Here is a 26,510-nt window from a genome sequence, read left to right as displayed (position 1 = left end):
TATATTGATAATCAGGCCAGCCGTTCAATGCGATTGCTGGCGGTGGCTTATGGTGTGGGCCATGTCAATGAAAATGGAGAGGCTGAGACTGATGGCAGTCTGACACTGATTGGAATTATCAGTATTCGTGACAACCTTCGCACCGAAGCTATGGGGGCTATCCGCGAAGTTCAGAATGCCGGAGTACAGGTTGTTATGATTACCGGTGATAAGCGGGAGACTGCTGTGGCCATAGCCAAGGAATCCGGCCTTATTCACTCTGATGATGACGTGGTGCTGACCTCTGGTGAAATGAAAAAAATGTCAGATGATCAGCTGAAGAAAATTTTGCCTCAGCTCCGGGTGGTGGCCAGGGCTCTGCCTACGGACAAGAGCCGTCTGGTAAAGATTGCCCAGGAGCTTGACATGGTGGTAGGCATGACCGGTGATGGGGTGAATGATGCCCCTGCACTTAAAAAAGCAGAAGTTGGCTTCGCCATGGGCAGTGGAACTGAGGTGGCCAAGGAGGCGGGAGATATTACGATTCTTGATGATAACTTCCGTTCTGTAGTTAAGGCAATTTTATATGGTCGCTCCATCTTCAAGAGTATACGGAAGTTCCTTATCTTCCAGCTTACGGTTAATGTGGCGGCTGTACTGGTGTGCTTTTTGGGCCCAATGTTGGGTGAGAATATCGTACTTACAGTTATACAGCTATTGCTGATTAACTTGGCCATGGATACTTTGGCAGCTATTGCATACGGCAGTGAGCCAGCTTTGCAGGAGTATATGCTGGAAAAGCCGGTGGCCCGACAGGAAAATATTGTGACTAAAAAAATGCTTATCCAGGTTATTATTAATGCTTTGGTTATTACGGTGATTTGTCTGAGCATTTTGTTCTTTGAGCCGGTGAGAGCACTTTTTGGTGATGTTACAGTAACCTATTTGAAGTCAGCTCTTTTTGCCACGTTTATGATGGCGATTACTTTTAATGGCTTTAACGCCCGTACGGATCATATTAATGTGTTTGAGCATCTGGGCCGCAATAATACTTTTTTGCTGGTGAGCTTTGCCATATTTGCCATGCAATGGCTATTTGTGGAATTTGGGGGCGAGGTTTTAAGCGTTGAACCACTTTCCCTGAAAACATGGCTTATATGTGCCTTTATGGCAATATTGGTCATACCAGTAGACGTTATAAGAAGGATAATAATGAGATAGTAGGTATGCCTATAGTGGTATAGTAATATCACCATAGGCATATTTTGTAATAATTGTCATACAAATATACCCTTTTCGCATTGACAATTAATATATAACGATTTAGAATGAGATTAAATTGAATAGAGTGAGGACAGGTGTCTGTATATCAGACTTAATAGAGAATCCGGTATAAGCCGGAGCGGTCCCGCCACTGTAATGGGGAGCGAGGTACAATTATGTCACTGGGTTACGGGTAATGTAATCTGGGAAGGCGTACCAAGCATTGATCCAGAGCCAGGAGAACTGCCTGTTTTATCATTTCCGTTAGCGATATTCAAAGGGCTGCCAGCAACCCTTTGATAAAAACTGCTTGTACCTGCGAGCGATGGGTAGGGGATGGAACTATGATGGATGGAATATCTGGTCTCAATCTCCGACTTATTTATTTAAGTCGGTTTTTTATTTTATGGGGCACTATTCACACCATCTTCTCCATCTGCACACTCTAGGCAGATGGTTTTTTTATGACTTTGTGTGAAGGAGGTAAATTCAATGAATGAGGAGAAAAGCGGTCAGGCCCAAGAAGAGCTGGATCTTCAGGCCATTTTGAAAAAGGCTGAGCAGGTAACTGATTTTCCTGACGTGCCTTTGGATGAATTCACACCGCCTACTTATGATGAGTGGAAGGAAGCATGCATTGCCCTGTTAAAGGGTGCTCCATTCGAAAAGAAAATGTATACGAAAACCTATGAAGGAATTACATTTTCTCCAATGTATTTCAGGAAGGATACTGACCCTATCCTGCCAAAGAAATCCTTCCCTGGTATGGATGATTTTATGAGGGGTGCAAAGCCAAACGGCTACATAGAATCTCCATGGGGTATCGCTCAGGCCTGTGATGAAACAATGCCTAAGGAGAATAATGAACTTCTGAAGCATGAAATTGACAGGGGGTCAACAATTTATAATATAACTCTCGACAAGGCTACTATTTCCTGTAAGGATGCCAGGGAAACAGATAAGCCAGGTGATGAGGGTTGCAGTGTAACCACACTGCAGGATGTTCATGATTTGTTGGATGGATTGAAGCTGGAAAAATATCCAATCTATATTTATGCCGGAGCATCTGCTGTTCCTATGCTGTCCATGGTGGCAGCTGATTTAAAGTCAAGTGGCCAGCCAACTAGTATTCTTAAAGGTATTATCGGTGCTAATCCAGTGGGAGAACTGGTGGCAAACGGTAAAAACAAACAGTCTTTGGCAAAGCTCTATGACGAGGCCTATGAAGCTGCCAAGTGGGCTATTAAAAATGCTCCTGATGTAAAGACTTGCTTTGTAAAGAGTGATGTGTTCAGCAATGGCGGCGCCAATGATATTCAGGAGGTTGCTTACAGTCTGGCTGTAGCCACTGATTATATCAGGGCAATGCTGGAGCGGGGGCTTACTGTAGACGAGGCAGCTGGGCAGGTGGCCTTCGAGTTCTCCATGGGTGCCAACTTCTTTATGCAGATTGCCAAGCTGAGAGCGGTACGTCCAATATGGTCTCAGATTATAGAGGCCTTTGGAGGCAGTGCTGAAGTACAGAAGATGTACGTTCATGCCCGTCCGGCCCGCTTCTTCAAGACTGTATACGACCCTTATGTAAATATGCTGCGTAATACCTCAGAGATTTTCTCAGGAGTTGTAGGTGGATTGGATTCTTTTGAAAATCCTCCATTTGATGAGGTTATCCGCAAGGGTGATGAATTCTCCCGTCGTATTGCCAGAAATGTTCAGATAATGCTTCAGGAGGAGTTCGGCTTACTTCAGCCAATCGATCCTGCAGGCGGCTCCTGGGCTGTTGAGACCCTCACCAAGCAGGTGAAGGAAAAGATTTGGGATGAATTTAAGGTGATTGAAACCAAAGGTGGCATTGTTGAGGCTCTGAAGGAGGGTTATCCTCAGGAGCAGATTAGCCTTATTTTGGCCGAGCGCTTCAAGAAGCTGGAACTTCGTCGTGACCGCATTGTTGGCTCCAATATGTATCCTAATATGACAGAGGTGCGCCTTGATCCTAGACCAGAGGATTTTGGGGAGAACAAGAAGCTGCGTTCAGAGGAAATATCATCATATCTTGATGATATCGACGCTAAATTCTGTAATGAGGCCCTGTCCAAGATTAAGGATGAAAAGGGTTCCATGGATTCTGTTATCGCGGCAGCCAAGGCTGGTGCAACCATTGAGCAGCTGAGAAGTGCCATAACTTGTCCAAAATGCGCCGAAAACGCAGAGGAAATTGAAAAAATAGAAAGACATCGCTGGAGCGAGCGTTATGAGGCTCTTCGCATGGTGACAGAGGCCTATAAGGAAAAGAATGATGATAATGTTAAGATTTTCCTTGCTAATATGGGCCCTATTCCACAGCACAAGGCAAGAGCAGACTTTACCACTGGCTTCTTGCAGGTTGGTGCTTTTGAGGTTCTGGGTAATAACGGCTTCCCTACTGAAGAAGAGGCCGCTGCTGCTGCCAAGGAATCCGGAGCGGATGCAGTGGTTATCTGCTCAACAGATGCAACCTATCCTGATATTGTGCCTAAGCTGGCTCCTATGCTCCATGAGGCGTTGCCAAATGCCACTGTATTCCTGGCAGGCGAGGCCCCTAAGGACCTTAAGGAAACTTATGATAATGCCGGAATTGATAAGTATATTTCTGTCAAGGCAAATTGTTATGAAATCCTGCAGGCACTGCAGAAGAAGAAAGGGATGATTGAGTGATGGCTTCTTTTAACAATCCTGATTTTACCAGCATGAATCTGAAAGAAGCTCCAGAGAGAAGCCCTGAAGAATGGCGTAAGCTGTTTGAGGACGCTGCCGGTGCCAATTTCGACAAGCTGACTGGCAAAACTATGGAGCATATTCCTATAAAACCGCTGTATAACTATGATGAATATGAGCATATGAATCATCTGGACTTCGCCTCCGGTATTCCACCATGTCTTCGTGGCCCATATTCCACTATGTATGTATTCCGTCCTTGGACCGTTCGCCAGTACGCCGGCTTCTCCACTGCCGAGGAATCCAACGCCTTCTACAGAAGAAACCTGGCTGCCGGTCAGAAGGGTCTGTCCATAGCCTTTGATCTTCCAACTCATCGTGGCTATGACTCTGATAACCCACGAGTTTTGGGCGATGTTGGTAAGGCCGGCGTTGCTATTGACTCTATTTTGGATATGCGAATTCTGTTCAGCGGCATTCCACTTGATCAGATGTCTGTATCCATGACCATGAATGGTGCGGTACTGCCAATTTTGGCCTTCTATATCCTTTCCGGTGAGGAGCAGGGGGTAGATAAGAGCGTAATGGCTGGTACAATTCAGAATGATATTCTGAAGGAGTTCATGGTTCGTAACACATATATTTACCCACCAGAAATGTCCATGCGTATTATTGGTGATATTTTTGAATATACCACCAAATACATGCCTAAGTTCAACAGTATTTCCATTTCCGGCTACCATATGCAGGAGGCTGGTGCTACTGCTGATATTGAATTGGGTTATACATTGGCTGATGGCCTTGAATATATCCGTACCGGTGTGGCCGCTGGTCTGCCGGTAGATGCCTTTGCTAAGCGTCTCTCCTTCTTCTGGGCTATTGGTAAGAATTACTTTATGGAGGTTGCCAAGATGCGTGCGGCCCGTGTGCTCTGGGCAAAGATCGTTAAGTCTTTTGGGGCTACCAACGATAAGTCCATGGCACTTAGAACCCACAGTCAGACCTCCGGTTGGTCACTTACTGCCCAGGATCCATTTAACAATGTATCCCGTACATTGATGGAGGCTATGGGTGCAGCCCTTGGTCATACTCAGTCCCTCCATACCAATGCGTTGGATGAGGCCATTGCTTTGCCGACTGACTTCTCCGCTCGCATTGCCCGTAATACACAGCTTTACATTCAGGATGAGACCAGCGTATGTAAGATCATTGACCCATGGGGCGGCTCTTACTATGTGGAGGCTCTCACTAATGAAATTATCCGTCGCGCATGGGCTCATATTCAGGAGGTTGAGGCTCTGGGTGGTATGGCTAAGGCTATTAACAGCGGTCTTCCTAAGATGCGTATTGAGGAGGCTGCTGCCCGCCGTCAGGCCCAGATTGACTCTGGTAATGAATCCATTGTTGGTCTGAATCGTTTCCGTCTGGAAAAGGAAGACCCACTGGAGATTTTGGCAATTGATAATACCGCTGTACGTCAGGCCCAGATTGAGCGTTTGGAAAAGCTCCGTGCTGAGCGTAATGATGACGACGTTCGCCGTTGCCTTGAGGGGATTACCAAGGCTGCAGAGTCCCGTGATAATGGTAATCTTCTTGAGGCTGCTGTTGATGCGGCACGCGCCCATGCTTCATTGGGTGAAATTTCCGATGCCGTTGAGAAGGTATCAGGCAGATTCCAGGCTGTTATCCATACTATTTCCGGCGTTTATTCTTCTGAGTTTACCGATAAGAGTGCTTTGGAGAAGGCCCGTGAAATGGCTGATGAATTTGAAAATCTTACTGGTCGCCGTCCAAGAATATTCGTGGCCAAGATGGGCCAGGATGGTCATGACAGAGGCCAGAAGGTTATAGCTTCTTCCTTTGCCGATATGGGCTGGGATGTTGATGTAGGTCCTCTTTTCCAAACCCCGGAGGAAACTGCACAGGATGCCGTCGATAATGATGTTCACATGGTTGGGTTCAGTTCTTTGGCCGCTGGTCATAATACTCTCCTTCCACAGCTGGTTCAGGAGCTGGAAAAACTGGGCCGTGATGATATCATGGTTTGTATCGGCGGCGTTATCCCAGTACAGGATTATGATTTCTTGTACGAAAGCGGAGCAGTGGCCATCTTTGCACCAGGAACAAATATTCCTGAGGCTGGTATTAAGCTGCTGACCCTTTTGATTGAACGCGCTAAGGAAGATTTAGCAGAGGAGTAATGGTGACGAGTTATGGCAAAATACACCACTTCAAAACCAAGCTGGGTTCCTGATGAGCCCAATGAAAAGTTCGCTTGTAGTGTAATGGGCGGCATAGAGGGGATAAAGGACACCACCGTTGGTAATATCAACCCTAATTTATTAAGTGGTAAGACAAAACCAAAACGGCGGCTGGTCTTAAGTGAGGATGATTATGTCAATGGGGTCCTTAAAGGGGATCGTATGACATTATCCCGGGCTATAACTCTCATTGAAAGTAATAATTCCAAGCATTTTGCCAAGGCACAGCGAGTTTTACAAAGGCTTTTACCACATACAGGAAAGGCACTTAGAATAGGTATTACAGGTGTGCCGGGAGCTGGCAAGAGTACCATTATCGAAGCCTTCGGTAATATGCTCTGTGATGCTGGCCATAGAGTGGCTGTCTTGTCCGTTGACCCTACCAGCTCTGTTACCAAGGGCTCAATATTGGGCGACAAAACAAGAATGGGCACACTTTCCCGTCGTCAGGAGGCCTTTATAAGGCCTTCTCCTGCGGGGGGGACATTGGGCGGCGTTGCCAGAAAAAGTCGTGAGACTATGCTGATGTGCGAAGCTGCAGGCTATGATATTATTCTTATTGAAACTGTTGGTGTAGGCCAATCTGAAACGACAGTACGCTCCATGGTGGATTTTTTCATGCTGGTGGTGCTGACAGGAGCTGGTGATGACCTGCAGGGGATCAAGAAGGGTATCATGGAGCTGGCAGATGCTATAGTTATTAATAAGGCAGACGGAGATAATCTCCTGAAGGCCAAGGTGGCCAGAGCAGAATACGAGCGGATGATTGAATACATCCGTCCAGCAACAGAGGGCTGGCCAACTCACGCTTATATGTGTTCAGCTTATACAAAGTATGGTATACCAGAGCTTTGGAAGGTGATCCAGGCCTTTAAGGAAATGACGACTGAAAGCGGTGTGTTTAATAAACGACGCAACCGTCAGCTATTGGAATGGATGTACAGTATGATTGATGAACACCTTCATAGTTTATTCTTTGATGACCCAGTGATAACTGGCAGGATGCCGGAGGTTAAGGATGCTGTCCTCAACGGAGTAATTTCACCTACTCAGGCGGTGAAGGAGCTTGTTAATATGTTTGATGTGGATATGGCAGCCCGTCGTCAGGTGGATATATTCCATCCGGAAGCCGAGGTGAAATCGTAAATGTATACCAAAAAAATTTATTTCTCCGGTGGCAGCTTTCATGATTTACAGGCAGTTTTTAAAGAATTGTCAGGTGTTATCAATGTGAGGTGCGGTTATATTAATCCAGCCTTAACTTCTGTGGATTATGAATCTGTGACAACTGGGCGCGTGGATGCTATGATAGGCATTTGCGTGGAATATAATCCAAAGAAGACAGACGTTTCTTATTTGCTGGACATTCTTTTTTCTGTTACTGATCCCTACAGTGAAAACCGTCAGGGGGATTTAATTGGTCCGATGTTTAAGTGTGGAGTATACTACAACACTCCTGAAGATTTACCCCAAATACAGCTTCATCTAAACTTCATGGCCAATAGAACCAACCCACCGGCAGTAGCCGGGAGTAATCTGACGATTAACGACCCGGTAAGCGATCAGAAGCAAAGGCGAAAATTGTTTGTTAAATCCGAAGAAATAAAGACGTTTGTGGAGGCTGAGGAGACACATCAGGACTATTTGGAGAAGAATCCGAATGCTCCAAGGCAAATTGATATCCAAAGGTTCAAGGAGTATATTAATCCTTAAACAATAGCTGAATATTTCTTGAATAAAAAAGAGCGACTGCTGCGGCAATCGCTCTTTTTTACTTACTATCAACACCATAAAAATAGTTGACTTGAATATCTATAGCTCGTTGATGTTCTGGTTTTAGATGGCGGTATTTTTGGATAAGAACAGATTCCTGTTCTGTGAAAAAAGCTGTGTCACGAGACGAAATTACATCATATAGGACTGTATCGTCATGCTCTTTAATACAACCAACTGAGTTCTTTTCATTTTGTTCGACAGTTTGAGTCCGTCCGAGAAGATAATCAGTAGATACTTGAAAAAAATCCGCAAGCTTAGGAAGGTTTTGTTTTATACTGCCCCCATGCTCATATTTTACATATGTGGTGCGGTCAATGCCTAAAGCTTTAGCAATCTCAGTTTGGGACATATTGCGCGCCAAACGCAATTCCTGAAGAATATGTGCAGTTTTCATACGGTCACTTCCTTTTCCCTACCAATTATAAGTTAAAGGAGGTGATGATAATAGCTGTGAAATTATGACACAAGCAATTGAATAATGTGAAATGAATGCACAAATAAAAATGAATTGGTGAAATATTCTTAAGATTAGCAATATAACATACGATATAACATGTATAGCCTACCTAATTATGTAGACTAGTTATGTCTAAAATAGTGAAGAAAATGAACATTATGGTAATGTAAGTGAAGCATTATCACACAAACAATAAAAATAGGAGGGAGCTAAGTTATGGAGTTTAAGTTGCCAAAACGATTTTTTGGCATAGTAATAATCTTCGTTGGCAGCGTATTTTTGGTGACAAATGCATGTATGGCTCAGGAGGTTACAGTAACTGGAATGGGGTATGACAGAGAAAATGCACTGCGGGATGCAACTAGACAGGCTGTGGAACAAGTGGTGGGTACATTTATTGATTCCCAAACGGTAATGAAGAATCTAACAATACAGTTAGATGAAGTATATAAAAAATCACAAGGGTTTGTGAAGCATGTAACTGTGTTGGCGGAAGATAGGCTTGATGATTCTACTTATAGAGTAAAGGCTATTGTGGAGGTGGATACAAATCCTGACGCTAAATTAATGGACTCGTTGACCATGATACTGCGTTTAAATGATCCACGTATTGTAGTCGCAGTATTAGAAAAAGATGATGAAGGACATATAAAACGGCTCGAGACTGCTGAAAGTACCTTAAATAATCGTTTATTGCAGGAAGGTTTTTCCCATGTATTGGATATTGCCCAAGTGGCAGATACTCATGATGCCCCTCTTCTAAAAAATATATATGAAGGAAAACGGGGGGAGCTTTTGGGGGAGGCTGATCATGCAGCGGATTATTTGGTCATTGGTACCAGCACCAGAGACACTACTACTGTATCGATTCCAAATTATAAAGAAAGCGGGATGCTGGAAACCTCTATCATAAACGTTAAGGCTGATTTAAAGGTGGATGTTATCAGCTATAGCTCAGGTAAAATCGTGGGGACTTTTGTGGCTCAAGGTATAGGAGTGGACAACAATTCAAATAGAGCTGGCAATAAAGCTGAAAAATCAGCAGCAGAACAGGCTGCCATAAAAATTATAGAAATATTTAAAGGACATGGAGCGAAGTCTGTTATAGGGATGGAATTTATTTTAACCTCCGAAGGGGAAAAAGGACTCCAAAAGGTAATACGCTCTTTGTATTCTCTGGGCTGTGTTGACAATATTTATATCAGAGAGGAAAGCAACAATAAGGCTGTTTTGGATATTGAATCGTCTCAAAAACCTCATGAGATAGTTAGGCAACTTAGAAATACAGTATCTTATGGAATTGCTGTAGAAAATATTACAAGTGAAAGTTGTCAGCTGAGGATTACTGGGGAGGGGGAAGCGGAATGAGAAAATTAATTTGCTTATTATTGATGTTGGGATTGCTTGGTACTGGTACGGGTTATTGTGCTTCACTTCAGGATTATCCCAATATTGCTGTGTTACCTTATGCCAATAAAGCCGCTGTATCTAAGCAGTTATCCCTGGCGGATGCTTCTCTGGTATCAGAATTTGTTATTGAACAACTCTTGGATTCTGAGCGATTTAATGTAATTGAGCGCGAAATGCTGGAAGCGATTATGAAAGAACATAGCTTTAATATGTCGGGAATGGTTGACCCATTGACTGCTGTACAAATAGGAAAGTTAGCGGGCGTGAAATATTTGGTGGCCGGTAGTGTAACGGGACTAAGTACTAAAAGCAGTGGTGCATCATATTCAGATACAAGAGTTGGTGGAGGTGGTTTTAATATCAATACGGTTATTGCCAATGTGTCTGCCCGGTTTATTGATGTTGAAACTGGACGTATAGTCCTGGCAGCTAGTGGTACAGGAGAATCAGCCAGCACCAACATGGAGTTTAAGTTGCGTAGCACCAAGCAGGAAACGGCTTCTGATGGTTATGATTATGCCTATAACGATGTCGGAACATATACTAACGATGGATATATAGATGATGTAAGCGGGGACATAGGCACAGATACGGAAATGGTCGATAGTGATACGGAAGCATACCCAGACGATGCGGAAATGACAGAAAGTCAGGAACTACCTGTAGCTGATAATTATGTGCAGGATAACATGAGTGTAAGTATGCCTGCAACAACAGATACAACCAGAACTGTAGTAACGCGGGAAAGAAAGATTGTCATTGGGACCAAATCTTTTAGCCAGGTGCAGGTTCGTAATGCTTTATATAAGGCTGTAGGAGATCTTATTTATAATAAAAATTTCGGTCTGTTAGCCAAGATGGATGGCAAGGGCAAGCGGAGAAAGGTTTAGGAGGCGGTAAGCAATGCATACATTTTTTAAATATGCAGCTTTACTGGTGTGGATTTTTGTGTTTTGGGCACCACATGCTGAAGCGGTTTTTCTCATGGAAAAACCTACTGTGGCTGTTATGGATTTTGGTCATCATGTGGGGGCGGCAACGGAAGATATTGTCCTTGACAATGCGGAAAAAATTTCTTCAGATTACATCATTGAGGCACTGGTAGAAAGTGGCAGATATGATGTGGTAGACAAGTATATGCTGGCAGAAAAGCTTGCGGAAGCAAATTTGAAAACTACCGGGATTATTGACCCAGATACAGCTAAACAAATCGGTGAAATACTAGGAGTTCGCTATATTATTTATGGCAATGTAAATGACGTCACTGGCAGCAGTACAGGCTTGCAGATTTATAGTGTGGGGGCAGATGTAAATACTGTCAAGGCACATATTATTGCCCGTATGATGGATGTCAATACGGGAGATATAGTAATGGCTGCCAAGGGAGAAGGGAAGTCTAAAAGCTCCTTTGCTAAAGCTGGCAAGGAAAATACCGGGTATATTACCGTGGGCACTACTCAAATATCTCAGGTGAGTGTACATAATTCCATAAAAAAGGCAGCCTATGCCATGGTTGATAAATTGACGGAGCGTCTTTTTGGCGTTAGGCCATTTGCTGGGGAAACGGATGATAACTAGCCTTCCACTCTGGGGAAGCACCCAAGGGTACTAGGGCAGAACCCGTCGGTGGCAGCCTATAGGTTGACGGATGAGGTTTGTTGCTGTGTTCTTTATTACATAATATTACGAAACTGGGAGGGTAAGTTTATGAAGAAAAATGGTTGGAAAAATTTACTGTTTGCAGGTTTGGTTAGTAGTAGTCTATTTTTCGGCAGTACAGTTGAGGCAGGAGTAGTGACGGATAGATTGCCTTTGCAGTGCTATGCAGATCATCAGGTAAATACCTACAATTCGCCGGGAGCCCCAAAACGAGCTGGTTATATTTCGGCCAATGTAGACTTGATACAGATAACTCAGGTGCGTGGGGACGGCTGGTGCTATGGCAGTTATCCGGGAGCCAGAGGGAAAAGAGTATCAAGATGGTTCAGAATAACAGATGTATGTGCAGATGCTGGATATACAAATCGTTCTGTAAATGTAAAAGGAAAACAGACTGTTTATCGTACCAGTAGTGGTGGAACTACTTTAGGTAGTGTGTCTAATAATGAAGGCGTCATTGTAGTAGCAGATAATGGCAGCCGGGCTCAGATAGTCTATAGATTAGATAATGGAAGCGGTTACAAGCTGGGCTGGGTGCCAAGCTCATCGGTGCAGCCACCAGTACAAAGCCATAATCCTGAAGGATATTTTGATATAGGTGTAAGTAATAAAGCTAATAATTTGACTGTACAAGGTTGGGCATTTGATAGAGATAATGTGAACGAAAAACTTAGAATACATGTTTACATTGGTGGAGGTGCCGGTTCTGGTGCGGAGGGACATGAAATAGTTGCCAATAAACGACGTGCTGATGTTCAGACAGGTTTTGCACGGCGTGATGGTATAAATGTTGGCGAATACCATGGATTTGATGAAACAATTTCAACAAATCGGACAGGACGACAAGAGGTTTATGTATATGCCATAAATGTAGGTGGCGGTGGAAATGTTGAATTAGGACATAAAACTGTAGATATAAACAGTGTCAATGAACAGGATGGTTATATAAAGACCAACGGTGCAAGAGTGAATTTAAGAGGTACACCTAATGGAACCATAATAGATAAAATTAATAATGGTACAGCAGTAAAAATTTTGGCACACAACAATCCTAGTGGCTGGTCTAAGATTAAATATAACGGCAGAGAGGGATATGCATCTAGTCAGTATGTTGTGATAGATAATATATCTCATACACCTGTCAATAATAGTATTTTAAATGTTATGCTACTAAAGCAGACTGATTCAAGATGGAAAAATACGAAAATCGGTACTAAAACGATAGGTGCTGTTGGTTGTATGGTTACTTCATTGACAATGAAATACAATTATCACAACCACACTAATATAACACCTGCGGATATGGTAAAAAAATTGAAGTTTAGTAATAATGATTTGCTTTGGTCAAGTGTAGATTCTTTAGGATATACAAAAGAATTGGTAACCAACAAGCCTGCTTTAAATAATATATGGATGAGTAAGATATATTCACAATTAAAAAATGGTAAACCGGTAATAGTAGGAGCGTATCGAGGCAGCGGTCAGCATTGGATCGTTGTAAAGGGGTACAACGGAAGTCAAACGAATAATTTTAATGCAAGTAATTTCTCGATAAATGATCCAATGAATTCATTTACCAATTTACAGCAGTTTATTAACAGATATAACAACGGGCTTAGGGGAATAGTATATTGATGTGCGAATATCAGTGAAATAATGAGAGGAGTTTTTTGATATGTTTAAGAAGTTGTTAGTTAACCGCAGTACAAGGATCATCCGTCAGCCATAGGGTTGCCACAGATGGGCTATGCCTTAGTACCCTTGGGGCTTCACTATAGGGGAAGGCAAAAATTGTATGTGATTTGTCACAGCTGGCCGGTTACAATATTCATTATGATTAGTAGCTAAAAGTTTTAGTCAAAGGGGGTATATTTATGCTTAAAAAAGGGATTGGCATATTTTTAGCTGCAAGTATCTTGATGGGGCCAATGGTAAATGACTGTGAAGCAGGAAGTAATATATGGAACGATATTGGAAAATTTTTTTCCTCTGGAAGCAATAGCTCTAATCGTAGTTCATCCCGTCAGCAATCAGATCCCGCTCCAAAACAAATTGAATTCAATTTAGATGGAAGATATTCAAGAATTCAATTTGATAATACAGTATTCCAAAAAACATCATTTGTTTCTGAGCATTATTTTACAGTTGATAAGCCATCGGAAGTTGACCTTCATTTTATTGGACATACACATAGATATTTTTATTTTTATGTTTTTGATTCTGACCAAAACAAATTAGGCTCGCAAGCGGGGGTGCTGGAGAATTCTGATGACAAAACACTGATTTTAAGACCTGGCCGGTATGTTATCAAAACAAAAGTGGACCACAATAATGGCCAAAATAAAAAAGATATAGATTATGAAGTGAAAGGGACTATGCGTAATATACCAGTTACAGTAGATGTTCCTAATTACAGTCGACATGACGCAGTGGGATTGTTTTTTGGTGAGGAAACTGTAGATTATATGCCAGTATATGATAATGATGAACAAGATCAGAAGTATTACAAAATTGTGCTTCAGACCCCTACGACTATCAACATATTAATAGACAAATTATCAAAAAAGTGCAGTGTGTATTTTGAATTGTTAGATGAAGATGAACGGCTTATAGATTATTTGAACGATTTTAGAGATAATCATTTGATTTACTCAAAAGCATTAAATGCTGGAACCTATTACCTGAAAGTAAAAAGGGCAGGAACTACCCGTGAGAATGATGGAGCATATTCCATACGTATAAAATAAATTGTATATTGGGCTCCTGAATATGTCTATGCCCTGTGAATATGTAGTTCTACTAAGAGAAGATCGTTCTTCAACCATAAGGTAATAATATGAACGAGTGATTGCTTTTGACGAATTTGTTTAATGATCTCAATCGGTCCGTTGTGATTTGCGGTAGTATGAATATTTTCAGTTTCAATTTTATTTCCCTTTCGTTTATTAATAGACATTACCTATTTTCACAACAGGCCGGTTGCAATATTTTGTGAGGTGAACAAATTATGCGAAAAATAATTATTATGGCATGTATGATGTATTTAGTGCTGATGTGTAGCAGTGCTTTGGCGGCTACCTCGGTGAATGTTAATCAGGAATCACATGCTGGAATTGATTGGGATAGAGGCAGTGATTCGGATATTACGGCTATAGGTATTAGTTTGCCGGACAGCCGTGGGATGGCTTTGGCCCGTGAGGCAGCTATTATGGCGGCACAGCGAAATCTGGTCAGCTATGCCCAAGGCTTGCAGATAAATTCTGAAACCACCATGCGGGACTTGATAATCGAAAGTGACGTAGTAAATCGTAAGATAACTGGTGTTTTGCGTGGGGCGAAAATAATAGAAGAAAATGCTACACCAGAAGGAGGATATTACGTAAAAATGCGGGTACCTCTTTATGGAGCCAGTGGCAGTATAGCATCGGCGGTTATACCAGCATTACAACCGGAACAGCCTACACCTTTTGCCAAGGCTAATGACAGCAACTTTGAAGATTTTGATATTCCGGCTGGTGGATACACCGGTGTGATAATCGATGCCTCTGGCATGGGGGTGGAGCCAACTTTTGCCCCTGCGGTGTATGACGAAAGCGGTCGGGTTGTGTACGGTGTTGAAAACCTACAGCCTGAGACGGTTATCAATAAAGGAATGGTTGGCTATAGTCATAGTACAAGTGAAGGTGTTGACCGAGCTGGTGATAATCCATTGGTTGTAAAGGCTCTAGAAGCTCGCGATGGCAATAGTACTGTAAATGCAGTAAATGTTGTAGTATCCGCCGAGGATGCAGATAAAATCCTGCTGGCGAATGAATCATCCCATATGCTGGACCGTTGTGCAGTGGTATTTGTTAGATAAATGAAAGAATGAAATGGTAAGGGCATTGTAATGCATAATATGTGTTGCCATGCCCTATATCTTCATTTTAGGGGGGCTGGAACATGAATATTAAAAAGATTTCTGTCGTAATGCTACTGATGTCTGCTTTGAATATGCCAGTACATGCTGAACAACCAGCAGCAGAAGAATATCGGCAGATGTTTCAATCTGGTACATATTATCTTGAGTATAGCATCAGGGATTATGATGAGATCAGACGTGGTTATAGTAGGGATGAAAAAAAGCTTAATCCTGGTGTGGATGATGATAGAGAAGAGATGGGGCTGTTGATCACAGCAAAAGGATCATCCGTTGGATTTTTAGGATCAAGTTCAATGTTACCAATTGGTACGGGGGTTACATATGCGGTTGCCAATGAAGGAAACTATCGGATACAGAGTTTCAAAAAAATAGTAAAGAATCATGGGTTCTCTTTTTGGGGGATTGAAATAGGTAGTAGTCAGAAAGCTAACATAATACCAAGATTAATGTATCGAGATGGAAAGTACTATCGTTTTTCTGCTGGAATGGGGATGGCAGGGGTTACAATGCTTGATGGCGATTTAAAGGATAATCAGGCAATTGTGCTTTCTGAAAATGATATGAATTCTCCGGAATTGGATCTTGGGGAGGGGTGGGCGACTATTCGTGCTGAAATGGCCATTCCAATAGAATTTACAATTTTTGATTATAAAGATCCATTTGTGGACAATATAAACACGGTGGAAATACCTACATATAAAGAGAGTATGGAATGCAGCATAGGTAAAAATACATATGAGTGTGACAAATACATAGCTAAAGAACAGACTGGCACTACTGAAAGTCTATCAGAGGTTGCTTATTATGCCATGTATACCGAAGGTAAACTGGCTTTAATACAGAAATATCGTATGTCTGGTGGAGAGGAAGAAATAATGGAAGAGATTTTTGTTCGTGATATATCGCCTGAACTGCCAGATGGTTCATTTAAGTTTAATAGACCAATTCCAGTATTTGCGGCTGGGATGGGTGATGTAAATGACTTCTTGGGAATACCGGTACAGGTTGGAACTTTGGGAGGGAATTGAAAATGATAGCATTAAATAAAAGCTTTTTGGAAATAGTAATGGCTTGTCTCATTTTGTTTGGTATGGCAGCGGTGTCATGCGAAGCTGGTTCTTTGGATAAGTATCATGATATATTTGCAAGCAGAAGCTATACTTTTAAATTTAGAACAGTGAGTAATAGTAGTTTGAGGCTAATTACAAATGACGCATCATCTGCAAATCAATTTGGGGGCGGTGGATTTGATCCCGATGCAGATAATCGAGTTACACGGGAAATGAAAAAGGAATACCAGAAGCTGGCAAAAGAGAAAGCGGCTGATTTGTGCGATGTAATCGTTATGGATGGAGATAACCGTTATACAGAAATTTCTGGTAAATGCAAACTAATAAAGGACGGTGAGGTATTTACCTATATGCATAATTTTCTCGATGGTTCATATTTTGGTGGTCGCATGTCTAAGCGGGGGTATTTCCATAAGGATGAAATTTCTCCGGGAGTAAATAATTGGATGACATATGATAATAGGAAGGGGTATGGGAAAAAAATAACATCAAAGGACGACATTGAAGATGTAGGTAGTCCCATGCTGATGAAACTGTTGGCTGTAATATATCCTATAAGTAATGCCAATGTGGAGCTTCCTGAATATAGTTTTGTAACCTACGGTCAATCTGATGATGGGAGCGTATATGAAGATTATTCTGGCGAAGATATTAGCAGAAAGCATGTTGTTCGATGTTATTTCAAAAATGATGAACTGGTAAAAATGGCGTATGCTTCATATCCACATCACACGGATAATCCAAGTGATGATATAGAAAAGTATGTTATTGAAATCAAGGAATTATCAAACCTTCCAGATAAACAGTATTTTGCATTGCCATCGGGATTGAAGGTAGTTAGAGAATAAGGAGGTCAGCATGTCATGAAAAAGGCAGTTATCCTAATGATTACGGCTATAATGTTGGCTTGTGTGGAATTATCTTCTGTACCTGCCTTGGCTCAAAGGATAGAAAATACACATTCTTGTGTGTTGATGAAATTTGTTAATAAAACGAGATTTAAAAAGCTGGCACCAGAAGAAAAATTATCCGATTTGGTAATGGAAAAATTGGTAGCAAGTGGAAAATTTAATTTGAAAGAAATTCGCCCTATAGATGCTGTGGTAGAGAACGAATTATATAATGCCAACACACGCTCTGAGAGGTTGGTTAATGAGGCAAAACGGGGAAACTATGATGCATTATTTGAGAATGAACAGGCTGTTTCTATATTGGAAGCTTATCAAGGCCAAATTATTTCACCGGAGCAGACAGCAGCGATAGGAAAAAAGCATGGGGCTGAATATTTGATACAAGGAACAATTCTAAATGTATCCATGGGAAAAACTGAAGATAGGTCGACTTCTGTTACATCGGGATTTGCTGGTATTATGGCAGGTGTCTGGGGCGGAGATACAGGTCGCAGGGTAGCTGGCGTGTTATGTGATACGAAGAAAATCTATTCTGGTTCCAACATACAATGTGAGCTCCGTGTTATAAAAGCCGCCAATGGAGAGATAGTTTGGCATGATATGATTACTGCTGCCAGCAAACAGGAGAAAATAAAGATAGCAGACCTAGCATCTGCCGGAACGGATGAACTTAGCATGAATCTTTACGAAATGGCCTTAGACCAGGCCGCACAAAAAATAGTCGATGAGCTTCTTGCGGATGTGGATGAGGGAGAGGTATTTTAAGAAGGTTCAGTGTAGAACAGGTGGTGCATGAAGAATGAAAATTATTATGAAGTTGCTTATATGCCTTACTGTGTTTATGACATGTTCTGTAGGTGAAGCGGTTGGCATAAGTCCAAATGTGGACATGTATTATTGGAAATTTCAGTATACATGGAATGATGGCGACTTTGGGAAAGGGACAAATCGCGACGGAGATGCGTTTATTTGCAAGTGGGAGGATAATAAACGCTCTTTATAGTAGAAAAAGTATTGCCATAGTTAGGTGGTGGATTTAACATGAAAATAGCCTTCGAAATAATTGCTGGCATACTCATTGGCTTTATTACAATGTATAGTAGTGCTTTTGCTATGTCTTTTTCTGAACCTATTGAGATTGGTTCCTTTAGATTGCAACAGGCTGGTCCTGAAGCAGGAGGATATGTAATTAAAGGGGCTACTGAAAATAATGGCGAATATTTCACCAAATATAACCCAAACAATAAGTTATCATTTTCCAGAGGTGTTGCCAAATATGGAACAGATGACAAGGCATTGTATATACATTATGCCCAAAATACTTATCACGCAGTTGCGAAAGTTGGCGGTAAAAATGTAAGCAATACATTTGAGGTCGCAGATTTAACTCAAGATATTTATAAGATAGAGAGCGATGAGGGGCAGGTTATTTATGCGTTACTGTTTTGGTACGGGCCGGAACGAAATTATACAATAATTGGCTGTCAGCCTGATGGAAAATTTGTAAGGTATGTAGATACAGCAGAAATTACAAAAAGATATTTTGGCTGGAACAAGGAAGGAGCAGCGCCAATTGTATATGAAAAGCTTGCTGTAAAAGGAGATACCATTACACTTTATTATGCGTCACATCTTTCGAAATATAATCCTGGTGAGTTCAGATTTAAATGGGATGATAAGGCACAGTGGTTTAGTGTGGAACAGGTGGTGTATTAATGATTAAAAAGTTATTGTTGATTGTATGCATGCTTTTGTTGGCTACAACAGCTTTGGCATTTCCAAAGGTGGAAAATTCGGATGCAATTTTGGCTGATATGAAGGCTAATCCTTCAAGATATGTTCGATTTGGTGGGGCAAGTGTTGGACAACATTATTATATAGACAAGATTTCAATTAATGTTCATAAATATGAGCCACCAGAATATATTATTGCCGCTAGATGGGTTACCAGATCGTATGTTATTGCTGGCGAAAATGTGTATGAAGATATAAGACTTGATACAACCATGCGTTATAAGTATGACTATGATCAACGAAAAATGTATTTTGAGACTACAGATGAAAATGGAAATCTGATATGGAAGCATATAGATCCTTCATTGTCCAAATCATATCATGATGATAATTATATAGCGGCTGGTGAGATACTGTTTTATTTGGCCTACAATATGAGCTTTTACGATAAAATAGCAACACATTGTGCCAGAGAATATATAGAGTCTCATTAAAGGAGGCCAAATATCGCCAAGAGAGTCAGTCAATTCGAAAAAATCCCAGTGAAAGGTATGATATTTATTGACATAAAATGTTTTTGGTGTTAATCTCAAAGTAATTAAAGAAGGGTCTCCATTAACCCTGTAGCAGTTTTTGCTACGAAGAGATGAGCTTTAAGGACAAATGAGGAGGAGCGATCCTCCTTATTTATTTGCGTTGTAGATCACTATAATATATGGAATTTATGTGACTGTCTGAGTAGTCAGGCGGTTTTATTTTTTTGCATTGGAAATGGTATGACTGATTTTTGGTAATGATCTAAATGCTTATGGAAAATCAACGAACAGTAACACAATTTGTACAATCGAAAAACAATTAAATTTGTATGACAATTTCTGCAACTTTTCTTGACTCAGCCCCCGTTGAGTGGTAGACTTTGAGTGATGTATAATGTATATATGCGGGAACGTATAACTATGGTTTGAGCGAATTATATCTTGAAGTTATAATCACCAATCACAGGGGAAAATGATAATACGTCTCGCACAGAAAATTTTGAGTTGCAGAGATGCGACTTTAGGGGAGGATTTTCGATGATTGACATTCTCGACAGGGTACGCAACAAAGAATTACAATCCAGGATTGTTACTGCTGAGGAGGCTGCTGCCTTCATTAAGCCTGGTATGAACGTTGGTACCTCCGGCTTCACACCATCAGGTTACCCAAAGGCTGTTCCAATGGCTTTGGCTGCTCGCATGGAAAAGGAGCATTTCAAGATTAACCTTTGGACCGGCGCTTCTACCGGTGATGAAGAGGACGGATGTCTTGCAAGAGCTGATGGTATTGCATTCCGCATGCCATACCAGACAAACAAGGATATGCGTAACGCTATTAATAGCGGTAAGATTGAGTATGCTGACCTGCATCTGTCCGAGTCTGCACAGCTGGCCCGTTATGGATATTTAGGCGGCAAGATTGATGTGGCTATCGTAGAGGCTTGTGCTATTACTGAAGAAGGTAACATCATTCCTACTACTTCCATGGGTAATACTGCATCCTATGTTCAGACTGCAGATGTAGTTATCGTAGAAGTTAATACTTCTCAGCCATTGGAGCTGGAGGGTATGCATGATGTATATGTACCTCTTGATCCACCAAATCGTCTTCCAATTCCAGTTGTTAAGCCTAATGACAGAATTGGTACACCTTATATTCCTTGTTCTCCAGACAAGATCAAGTTTATCGTACCTTGTGATATTACTGACAAGGTTCGTCCGCTTGGTGAAATTGACGAGAACTCCCGCAAAATGTCCCAGAACTTTATCGAACTGCTCCATGCTGAGGTAAAGGCTGGTCGTATGCCTAAGAACCTGCTGCCATTGCAGTCTGGTGTAGGCGCTGTAGCTAATGCTGTTATTAGCGGATTCGTTGAGTCTGATCTGAAGGATCTCTCAGTTTATACTGAGGTTATCCAGGATGGTATGTTTGACTTGATTGATGCAGGAAAGCTGAATTTTGCATCAGGCACCTCTCTCTCTCCATCCCCAGAAGGCCTGAAGCGTTTCTATGCTAATATAAAGGAATACAGAAAGCATATTGTGCTTCGTCCGCAGGAGGTAGCAAATAGCCCAGAGGTTGCACGTCGTATCGGTGTAATCGCCATGAACACCGCCATCGAGGCAGATATTTATGGCAACATCAACTCCACCCATATTATGGGTACCAAGATGATGAACGGAATCGGTGGTTCCGGTGATTTCGCCCGCAACGCTTACCTGACTGTATTCTTTACTGTATCTACTGCAAAGGATGGCAAGATTTCTTCCATTGTTCCTATGGTTTCTCATGTTGACCATACTGAGCATGATGTTGATATCATTGTTACTGAGCAGGGTCTGGCTGACCTTCGTGGCTTGTCTCCACGCCAGCGCGCAAAGGTTATTATTGAGAACTGCGCTCATCCAGACTTCAAGCCTATGCTGATGGATTATTATGAAAGAGCATTAGCAGAAACCAAGAGTGCTCATACTCCACACATTTTACATGAGGCACTTTCTTGGCATGAAAGATTTATGAAAACAGGCACAATGAAGAAATAATAGGAGGATATTTCACTATGAGCAATGAAAAGATTCAGGCTGGTTTAGATAAATATAATGCCAGCGTAGAAAAAGCTACTGCAAAGTTCCCAGAGCGTCCAAACCTGCCAGAGCAGCGTCTGTACACCCCACTTGATATCAAGGACACTGACTATGCTGATGAAATCGGTTTCCCTGGTATGTATCCATATACCCGTGGTGTACAGCCTACTATGTATCGTGGTCGTTTCTGGACCATGCGTATGTATGCTGGTTTCTCTACTGCAGCTGAATCCAATAAGCGCTATCGTTATCTGATTGAGTCCGGTGCTACTGGTCTCTCCTGCGCATTTGACCTTCCTACTCAGATCGGTTATGACTCTGATGACCCTATTTCTGAGGGTGAGGTTGGTAAGGTAGGCGTTGCTATCGACTCTCTGGCTGATATGGAAGTTCTCTTCGACCAGATTGACCTTGGCAAGGTTTCCACTTCCATGACTATCAACGCTCCTGCATCTGTACTGCTTTCCATGTACATTGCAGTTGCTGAGAAGCAGGGTGTTCCTGCTGACCAGCTGAAGGGTACTATTCAGAATGATATTCTGAAGGAGTATGCTGCACGTGGTACTTATATCTTCCCTCCACGTCCTTCCATGCGTCTGATTACCAACATCTTTGAGTATTGCTCCAAGAATGTTCCAAAATGGAATACCATTTCCATTTCCGGTTACCATATTCGTGAGGCAGGTTCTACTGCTTCTCAGGAAATCGCATTCACTATTGCAGATGGTATTGCATATTGTGAGGCTGCTATCAAGGCTGGCCTTCATATCGATGATTTTGCAGGCCGTCTGTCCTTCTTCTGGAATGCTCATAACAACGTACTTGAGGAAGTTGCCAAGTTCCGTGCTTCCCGTCGCGTATGGGCAAAGGTTATGAAGGAGCGTTTCCATGCTGAGAAGCCTAAATCCATGATGCTTCGCGTACATACCCAGACTGCAGGTTCCATGCTGACTGCTCAGCAGCCTAACAACAACATTATCCGTGTTGCTCTCCAGACTGCCGCAGCTGTTATGGGTGGTACCCAGTCCCTCCATACTAACTCCCGTGATGAGGCTTTGGCACTTCCTACCGAGGAGTCTGTAATGATCGCTCTCCGTACTCAGCAGATTGTTGCTTATGAGTCCGGCCTGGCTGACGTAATCGACCCATTGGCTGGTTCCTACTATGTAGAGGCCCTCACCAATAAGATCGAGAAGGAAGCTTGGGAATACATCAAGAAGATTGATGAAATCGGCGGTGCAGTTGCAGCTATCGAGAAGGGCTATATCCAGAAGGAAATCCAGGATTCCGCTTACAAGTGGCAGATGGATGTTGAGTCTGGTGCAAAGACCATCGTTGGTGTTAACAAGTTCCAGATTGAAGAAGAGCCACCTAAGGGCCTCTTGAAGGTTGATGCTTCTGTAGGTGTTGCACAGTGCAAGCGCCTGGCTGATATGAAGTCTAAGCGTGACAATGATGCTGTCAAGGCTGCATTGGCTGATCTTAAGAAGGCTTGTCAGGATGAGAATGAGAACCTCATGCCTCATATTCTTAACGCAGTTCGTACCTATGCAACTCTCGGTGAGATTTGTGGCGTAATGCGTGAAGTATTTGGTGAGTATGAAGCTCATGTAAATCTTTAATTGGAGGTAATTGAGAAATGGCTAAAGTTAGAGTATTAGTAGCAAAACCAGGCCTTGATGGCCATGACCGCGGTGCAAAGGTTGTTGCCAGAGCACTCCGTGATGCAGGCTTCGAGGTTATCTATACCGGTCTTCGTCAGACTCCTGAGCAGATTGCTGAGGCAGCATTGCAGGAGGATGTTAATGTTGTGGCTATGTCCATCCTTTCCGGTGCACATCCACACCTCTTCCCTAAAGTTGTTAATCTGCTTCGTGAGAAGGGCATGGATGATGTTCTTATCATTGGCGGCGGTGTTATTCCTGAGACTGATATCCCAGCTCTTAAGGAAGCTGGCATTGCCGAGGTATTTACTCCAGGTACCCCAACCGGCGATATTGTTGACTTTATTAAAGCTAACGTAAAATAAGTTTTTTATACAGCAGAGATGATGGCTGCTTCGGTGGCTGTCATCTTATTGCTGGTAATGGTGGTGCATAGATGGACATTGTAGAAGAGCTTTTAAAGGGGAACCGATTGGCTTTATCCCGTGCGATTACAGCCATCGAAAATGAGTACGATGAAGCTATGGATATTATGAAAAAGCTTTATCCTCATACAGGTCACGCTTTTGTTCTGGGTATTACCGGCCCTCCTGGTGCTGGCAAGAGTACTCTTACTGACAAGCTGGCCAGAGCTTACAGAGCACAGGGCAAGACAGTAGGTATTATCGCCATTGACCCTACCAGCCCATTTACCGGCGGCGCTATATTAGGTGACCGCATCAGAATGAATGGTCTGACCATGGACGAAGGAGTTTTCATTCGCAGTATGGGAACCCGCGGAAGCCTTGGTGGACTTTCTCATAAAACCGCTGATGCAGTTAAGGCAATGGATGCCTTTGGTAAAGACATTATCTTCGTTGAGACTGTTGGTGTTGGACAGTCCGAGGTAGATATTGTTAAGGCGGCTGATACAACAATGGTTGTATTGATTCCTGGCATGGGTGATGATATTCAGGCCATTAAGGCGGGTATCCTTGAAATTGGTGATGTGTTCACCATTAACAAGGCTGATCATGACGGAGCTGACAAGCTGGTTCGTGAAATGAATATGATGCTCGATTTGGACGGATTAATGACAGATTGGCGTCCACCTATCCAGAAGGTAATTGCCAGCCAGAATGAAGGTATTACCGAAACAATTGAAAACATTGAAAAACATTTTAAGTATATTTCTGAAAACGGAATATTGACCAAACGCCGTACAGAGCGTTCCAAGAACGAGATGCTGGATGTGCTCCATAGCAATATAGGCTCTTATATTACCAACAAGCTGGTTGAGACCGGTAAGATGGATGAATATGTAGAGCAGATTAAGGCTAGGGAGACCGATCCTTATACGGTTGTTAGCAATGTAATGAAGGATATGCTTAAATAAGTGTGAATAAAAGATTTAGGGGGAAACAAAAAATGGCATTCAAGATTTTAGGCGTTGACCACATTGGTATTGCATGCAAGGATTTACAGGAGGGCAAGGACCTCTGGACTACCATTGGTTTAGCTTGCACTGGTGAAGAAACTGTTGCAGAGCAGAAGGTTACTACCACTTTCCATCCAACTCCAAACGGTTCCGAAATTGAGCTTTTGGTTGGTACTGCTGATGACAGCCCTATCGCTAAGTTCATTGAGAAGAATGGTGGCCGTGGTGGTATTCAGCACATTGCTCTCCGTGTTGACGACCTTCCTGCTGCAATCGCTGATCTTCAGGAGAAGGGTATTGTTATGATTGACAAGGCTCCTCGTAAGGGTGCTGGCGGCGCTGATATCGCTTTTGTTCATCCAAAATCTGCTGGTGGCGTTCTGCTCGAACTTTGTCAGCACGAAGACCGTTAATCATGTATTAAATACAGCCACTTGTGGCTGATTAGGAGGCAAAAAATGGCTACAGTTCAGGAAAAAATTGAACTTATGAAGGAAAAGAAGGCTCACATCGAGCTCGGTGGCGGCGAGGCCCGTATTGCCAAGCAGCACGAGAAGGGTAAAATGACTGCCCGTGAGCGTCTTGAGCTCCTCTTTGATGAGGATTCTTTCACAGAACTGGATGCTTTTGTAAAGCATCGTTGTACTAACTTTGGTCAGGAAAAGAAGGATCTTCCTGCAGAAGGCGTTGTAACTGGTTATGGTACTGTTGATGGCCGTCTGGTTTATGCCTTTGCACAGGACTTCACCGTAGAGGGTGGTTCCCTTGGTGAAATGCACGCAAAGAAGATCTGGAAGGTTCAGGATCTGGCAATGAAGATGGGTGCTCCTTGCATCGGTATCAATGATTCCGGTGGTGCCCGTATTCAGGAGGCAGTTGACGCTCTCTCTGGTTATGCTGGTATCTTCTACCGCAATACCGCAGCTTCCGGCGTTATCCCTCAGATTTCTGTAATCATGGGACCATGTGCAGGCGGTGCTGTATATTCTCCAGCTATCACTGACTTTATCTACATGGTAGATAAGACTTCCCAGATGTTCATCACTGGTCCAGCAGTTATTAAGTCCGTAACTTATGAGGAGGTTACTGCTGAGGCTCTTGGCGGTGCAATGACTCATAACACCAAGTCCGGTGTTGCTCACTTTGTAGCTGCAGATGAGAAGGACTGCATTGAACAGATTCGTTATCTCTTGAGCTATCTGCCAAGCAATAACATGGAGTCCGCTCCAATGTTTGATACTGGTGATGATCCAGATCGTATGGACGACAGCTTGAACACCGTTATTCCAGATGACCCTAACCAGCCTTATGACATGAAGGATGTCATTGCTGCAATAGTTGATAACGGCGAGTTCTATGAAGTACATCAGCATTTTGCTACTAACATCATTACCTGTTTTGCACGTTTTGATGGCCGTAGCGTAGGTATCATTGCAAATCAGCCTAAGGTTATGGGCGGCTGCCTTGATATTGATGCTTCTGATAAGTCTGCTCGTTTCATTCGTTTCTGTGATGCATTCAACATCCCTCTTGTTAATCTGGTTGATGTACCAGGCTTCCTGCCAGGCGTTGGCCAGGAGCATGGCGGTATCATTCGTCATGGTGCAAAGATGTTGTATGCTTACAGTGAAGCAACTGTTCCAAAGATTACTGTTATTACCCGTAAGGCTTA

The 26,510-nt window shown here is 42.5% G+C and carries 23 protein-coding genes and 1 riboswitch; of the genes, 22 read left to right on the top strand and 1 reads right to left on the bottom strand.

From position 1 onward, the window contains the following. The 5 genes from ACKI5G_RS05835 to ACKI5G_RS05815 form a co-directional block, all read left to right on the top strand. Positions 1-1,200, top strand: a 1,200-nt coding sequence (locus ACKI5G_RS05835) for an HAD-IC family P-type ATPase (protein WP_407398513.1), incomplete at its 5' end; no start/stop codon positions are given. Between the two features lie 118 nt (positions 1,201-1,318). Further along, positions 1,319-1,508, top strand: a riboswitch (cobalamin riboswitch). 226 nt (positions 1,509-1,734) lie between these two features. Further along, a complete protein-coding gene (locus tag ACKI5G_RS05830) occupies positions 1,735-3,936 on the top strand; it encodes a methylmalonyl-CoA mutase family protein (RefSeq protein WP_407398511.1) in 2,202 nt (733 codons plus the stop codon). Then, positions 3,936-6,137: a methylmalonyl-CoA mutase gene (gene scpA, locus ACKI5G_RS05825; RefSeq protein WP_027396267.1), complete on the top strand. Its 2,202-nt coding sequence runs from the start codon at positions 3,936-3,938 to the stop codon at positions 6,135-6,137. The genes ACKI5G_RS05830 and scpA overlap by 1 nt, the downstream gene beginning before the upstream one ends. A 12-nt stretch (positions 6,138-6,149) precedes the next feature. Then, positions 6,150-7,343 (top strand): methylmalonyl Co-A mutase-associated GTPase MeaB, encoded by a 1,194-nt coding sequence (meaB, locus tag ACKI5G_RS05820; protein WP_407398509.1) that lies wholly within the window; start codon positions 6,150-6,152, stop codon positions 7,341-7,343. Further along, entirely contained in the window at positions 7,344-7,910 is a 567-nt protein-coding gene (locus ACKI5G_RS05815; protein WP_407398507.1) for a peptide-methionine (S)-S-oxide reductase, read from the top strand. A 58-nt stretch (positions 7,911-7,968) separates the two neighbouring features. On the opposite strand, the gene ACKI5G_RS05810 is transcribed toward ACKI5G_RS05815, so the two are convergent. Further along, positions 7,969-8,367 carry a helix-turn-helix domain-containing protein gene (locus tag ACKI5G_RS05810; protein WP_407398505.1) on the bottom strand — a complete coding sequence of 133 codons (399 nt, stop codon included), beginning with the start codon at positions 8,365-8,367 and terminating at the stop codon, positions 7,969-7,971. 279 nt (positions 8,368-8,646) lie between these two features. On the opposite strand from ACKI5G_RS05810, the gene ACKI5G_RS05805 reads away from it, so the two are divergent. The 17 genes from ACKI5G_RS05805 to ACKI5G_RS05725 form a co-directional block, all read left to right on the top strand. Beyond that, positions 8,647-9,798 (top strand): hypothetical protein, encoded by a 1,152-nt coding sequence (locus ACKI5G_RS05805; protein ID WP_407398503.1) that lies wholly within the window; start codon positions 8,647-8,649, stop codon positions 9,796-9,798. Continuing rightward, entirely contained in the window at positions 9,795-10,730 is a 936-nt protein-coding gene (locus tag ACKI5G_RS05800) for a CsgG/HfaB family protein (RefSeq protein WP_407398501.1), read from the top strand. The genes ACKI5G_RS05805 and ACKI5G_RS05800 overlap by 4 nt, the downstream gene beginning before the upstream one ends. 13 nt (positions 10,731-10,743) lie before the next feature. Continuing rightward, the gene (locus ACKI5G_RS05795) at positions 10,744-11,418 is read left to right on the top strand and encodes a CsgG/HfaB family protein (protein ID WP_407398499.1); all 675 of its coding nucleotides are present in this window, start codon (positions 10,744-10,746) and stop codon (positions 11,416-11,418) included. Between the two features lie 129 nt (positions 11,419-11,547). Then, positions 11,548-13,134: a C39 family peptidase gene (locus ACKI5G_RS05790; RefSeq protein ID WP_407398497.1), complete on the top strand. Its 1,587-nt coding sequence runs from the start codon at positions 11,548-11,550 to the stop codon at positions 13,132-13,134. A 239-nt stretch (positions 13,135-13,373) separates the two neighbouring features. Next, on the top strand, positions 13,374-14,246 hold the full coding sequence (locus tag ACKI5G_RS05785) for a hypothetical protein (protein WP_407398495.1): 873 nt from the start codon (positions 13,374-13,376) through the stop codon (positions 14,244-14,246). Positions 14,247-14,506: 260 nt separating this feature from the next. Further along, complete coding sequence (locus ACKI5G_RS05780) at positions 14,507-15,358, top strand: hypothetical protein (RefSeq protein ID WP_407398493.1); 852 nt, start codon at positions 14,507-14,509, stop codon at positions 15,356-15,358. Positions 15,359-15,441: 83 nt separating this feature from the next. Next, positions 15,442-16,449, top strand: coding sequence for a hypothetical protein (locus tag ACKI5G_RS05775; RefSeq protein WP_407398491.1), 1,008 nt, complete (start codon positions 15,442-15,444; stop codon positions 16,447-16,449). A 2-nt stretch (positions 16,450-16,451) separates the two neighbouring features. Further along, complete coding sequence (locus ACKI5G_RS05770) at positions 16,452-17,339, top strand: hypothetical protein (RefSeq protein WP_407398489.1); 888 nt, start codon at positions 16,452-16,454, stop codon at positions 17,337-17,339. 15 nt (positions 17,340-17,354) lie between these two features. After that, the gene (locus ACKI5G_RS05765) at positions 17,355-18,167 is read left to right on the top strand and encodes a hypothetical protein (RefSeq protein ID WP_407398487.1); all 813 of its coding nucleotides are present in this window, start codon (positions 17,355-17,357) and stop codon (positions 18,165-18,167) included. Positions 18,168-18,443: 276 nt separating this feature from the next. Then, positions 18,444-19,118, top strand: a complete 675-nt coding sequence (locus tag ACKI5G_RS05760) for a hypothetical protein (RefSeq protein WP_407398485.1) — start codon at positions 18,444-18,446, stop codon at positions 19,116-19,118. Then, positions 19,118-19,630 carry a hypothetical protein gene (locus tag ACKI5G_RS05755; RefSeq protein WP_407398483.1) on the top strand — a complete coding sequence of 171 codons (513 nt, stop codon included), beginning with the start codon at positions 19,118-19,120 and terminating at the stop codon, positions 19,628-19,630. The genes ACKI5G_RS05760 and ACKI5G_RS05755 overlap by 1 nt, the downstream gene beginning before the upstream one ends. A 579-nt stretch (positions 19,631-20,209) precedes the next feature. Next, complete coding sequence (locus ACKI5G_RS05750; protein WP_407398481.1) at positions 20,210-21,715, top strand: acetyl-CoA hydrolase/transferase family protein; 1,506 nt, start codon at positions 20,210-20,212, stop codon at positions 21,713-21,715. 17 nt (positions 21,716-21,732) lie between these two features. Then, positions 21,733-23,379, top strand: a complete 1,647-nt coding sequence (locus ACKI5G_RS05745; protein WP_407398479.1) for a methylmalonyl-CoA mutase — start codon at positions 21,733-21,735, stop codon at positions 23,377-23,379. Positions 23,380-23,396: 17 nt separating this feature from the next. Then, positions 23,397-23,786, top strand: coding sequence for a cobalamin B12-binding domain-containing protein (locus ACKI5G_RS05740; protein ID WP_027396272.1), 390 nt, complete (start codon positions 23,397-23,399; stop codon positions 23,784-23,786). A 71-nt stretch (positions 23,787-23,857) separates the two neighbouring features. Beyond that, the gene (meaB, locus tag ACKI5G_RS05735) at positions 23,858-24,796 is read left to right on the top strand and encodes a methylmalonyl Co-A mutase-associated GTPase MeaB (protein WP_027396273.1); all 939 of its coding nucleotides are present in this window, start codon (positions 23,858-23,860) and stop codon (positions 24,794-24,796) included. Positions 24,797-24,828: 32 nt separating this feature from the next. Further along, complete coding sequence (mce, locus tag ACKI5G_RS05730; protein ID WP_027396274.1) at positions 24,829-25,251, top strand: methylmalonyl-CoA epimerase; 423 nt, start codon at positions 24,829-24,831, stop codon at positions 25,249-25,251. A gap of 45 nt (positions 25,252-25,296) precedes the next feature. Beyond that, positions 25,297-26,510: acyl-CoA carboxylase subunit beta (locus tag ACKI5G_RS05725; protein ID WP_407398475.1), on the top strand; the 1,214-nt coding region annotated here is incomplete at its 3' end.

This window comes from Anaerovibrio sp., assembly GCF_045637405.1.
Classification (GTDB): Bacteria; Bacillota; Negativicutes; order Selenomonadales; family Selenomonadaceae; genus Anaerovibrio.
This window is presented reverse-complemented; position numbering and strand designations above follow the sequence as displayed.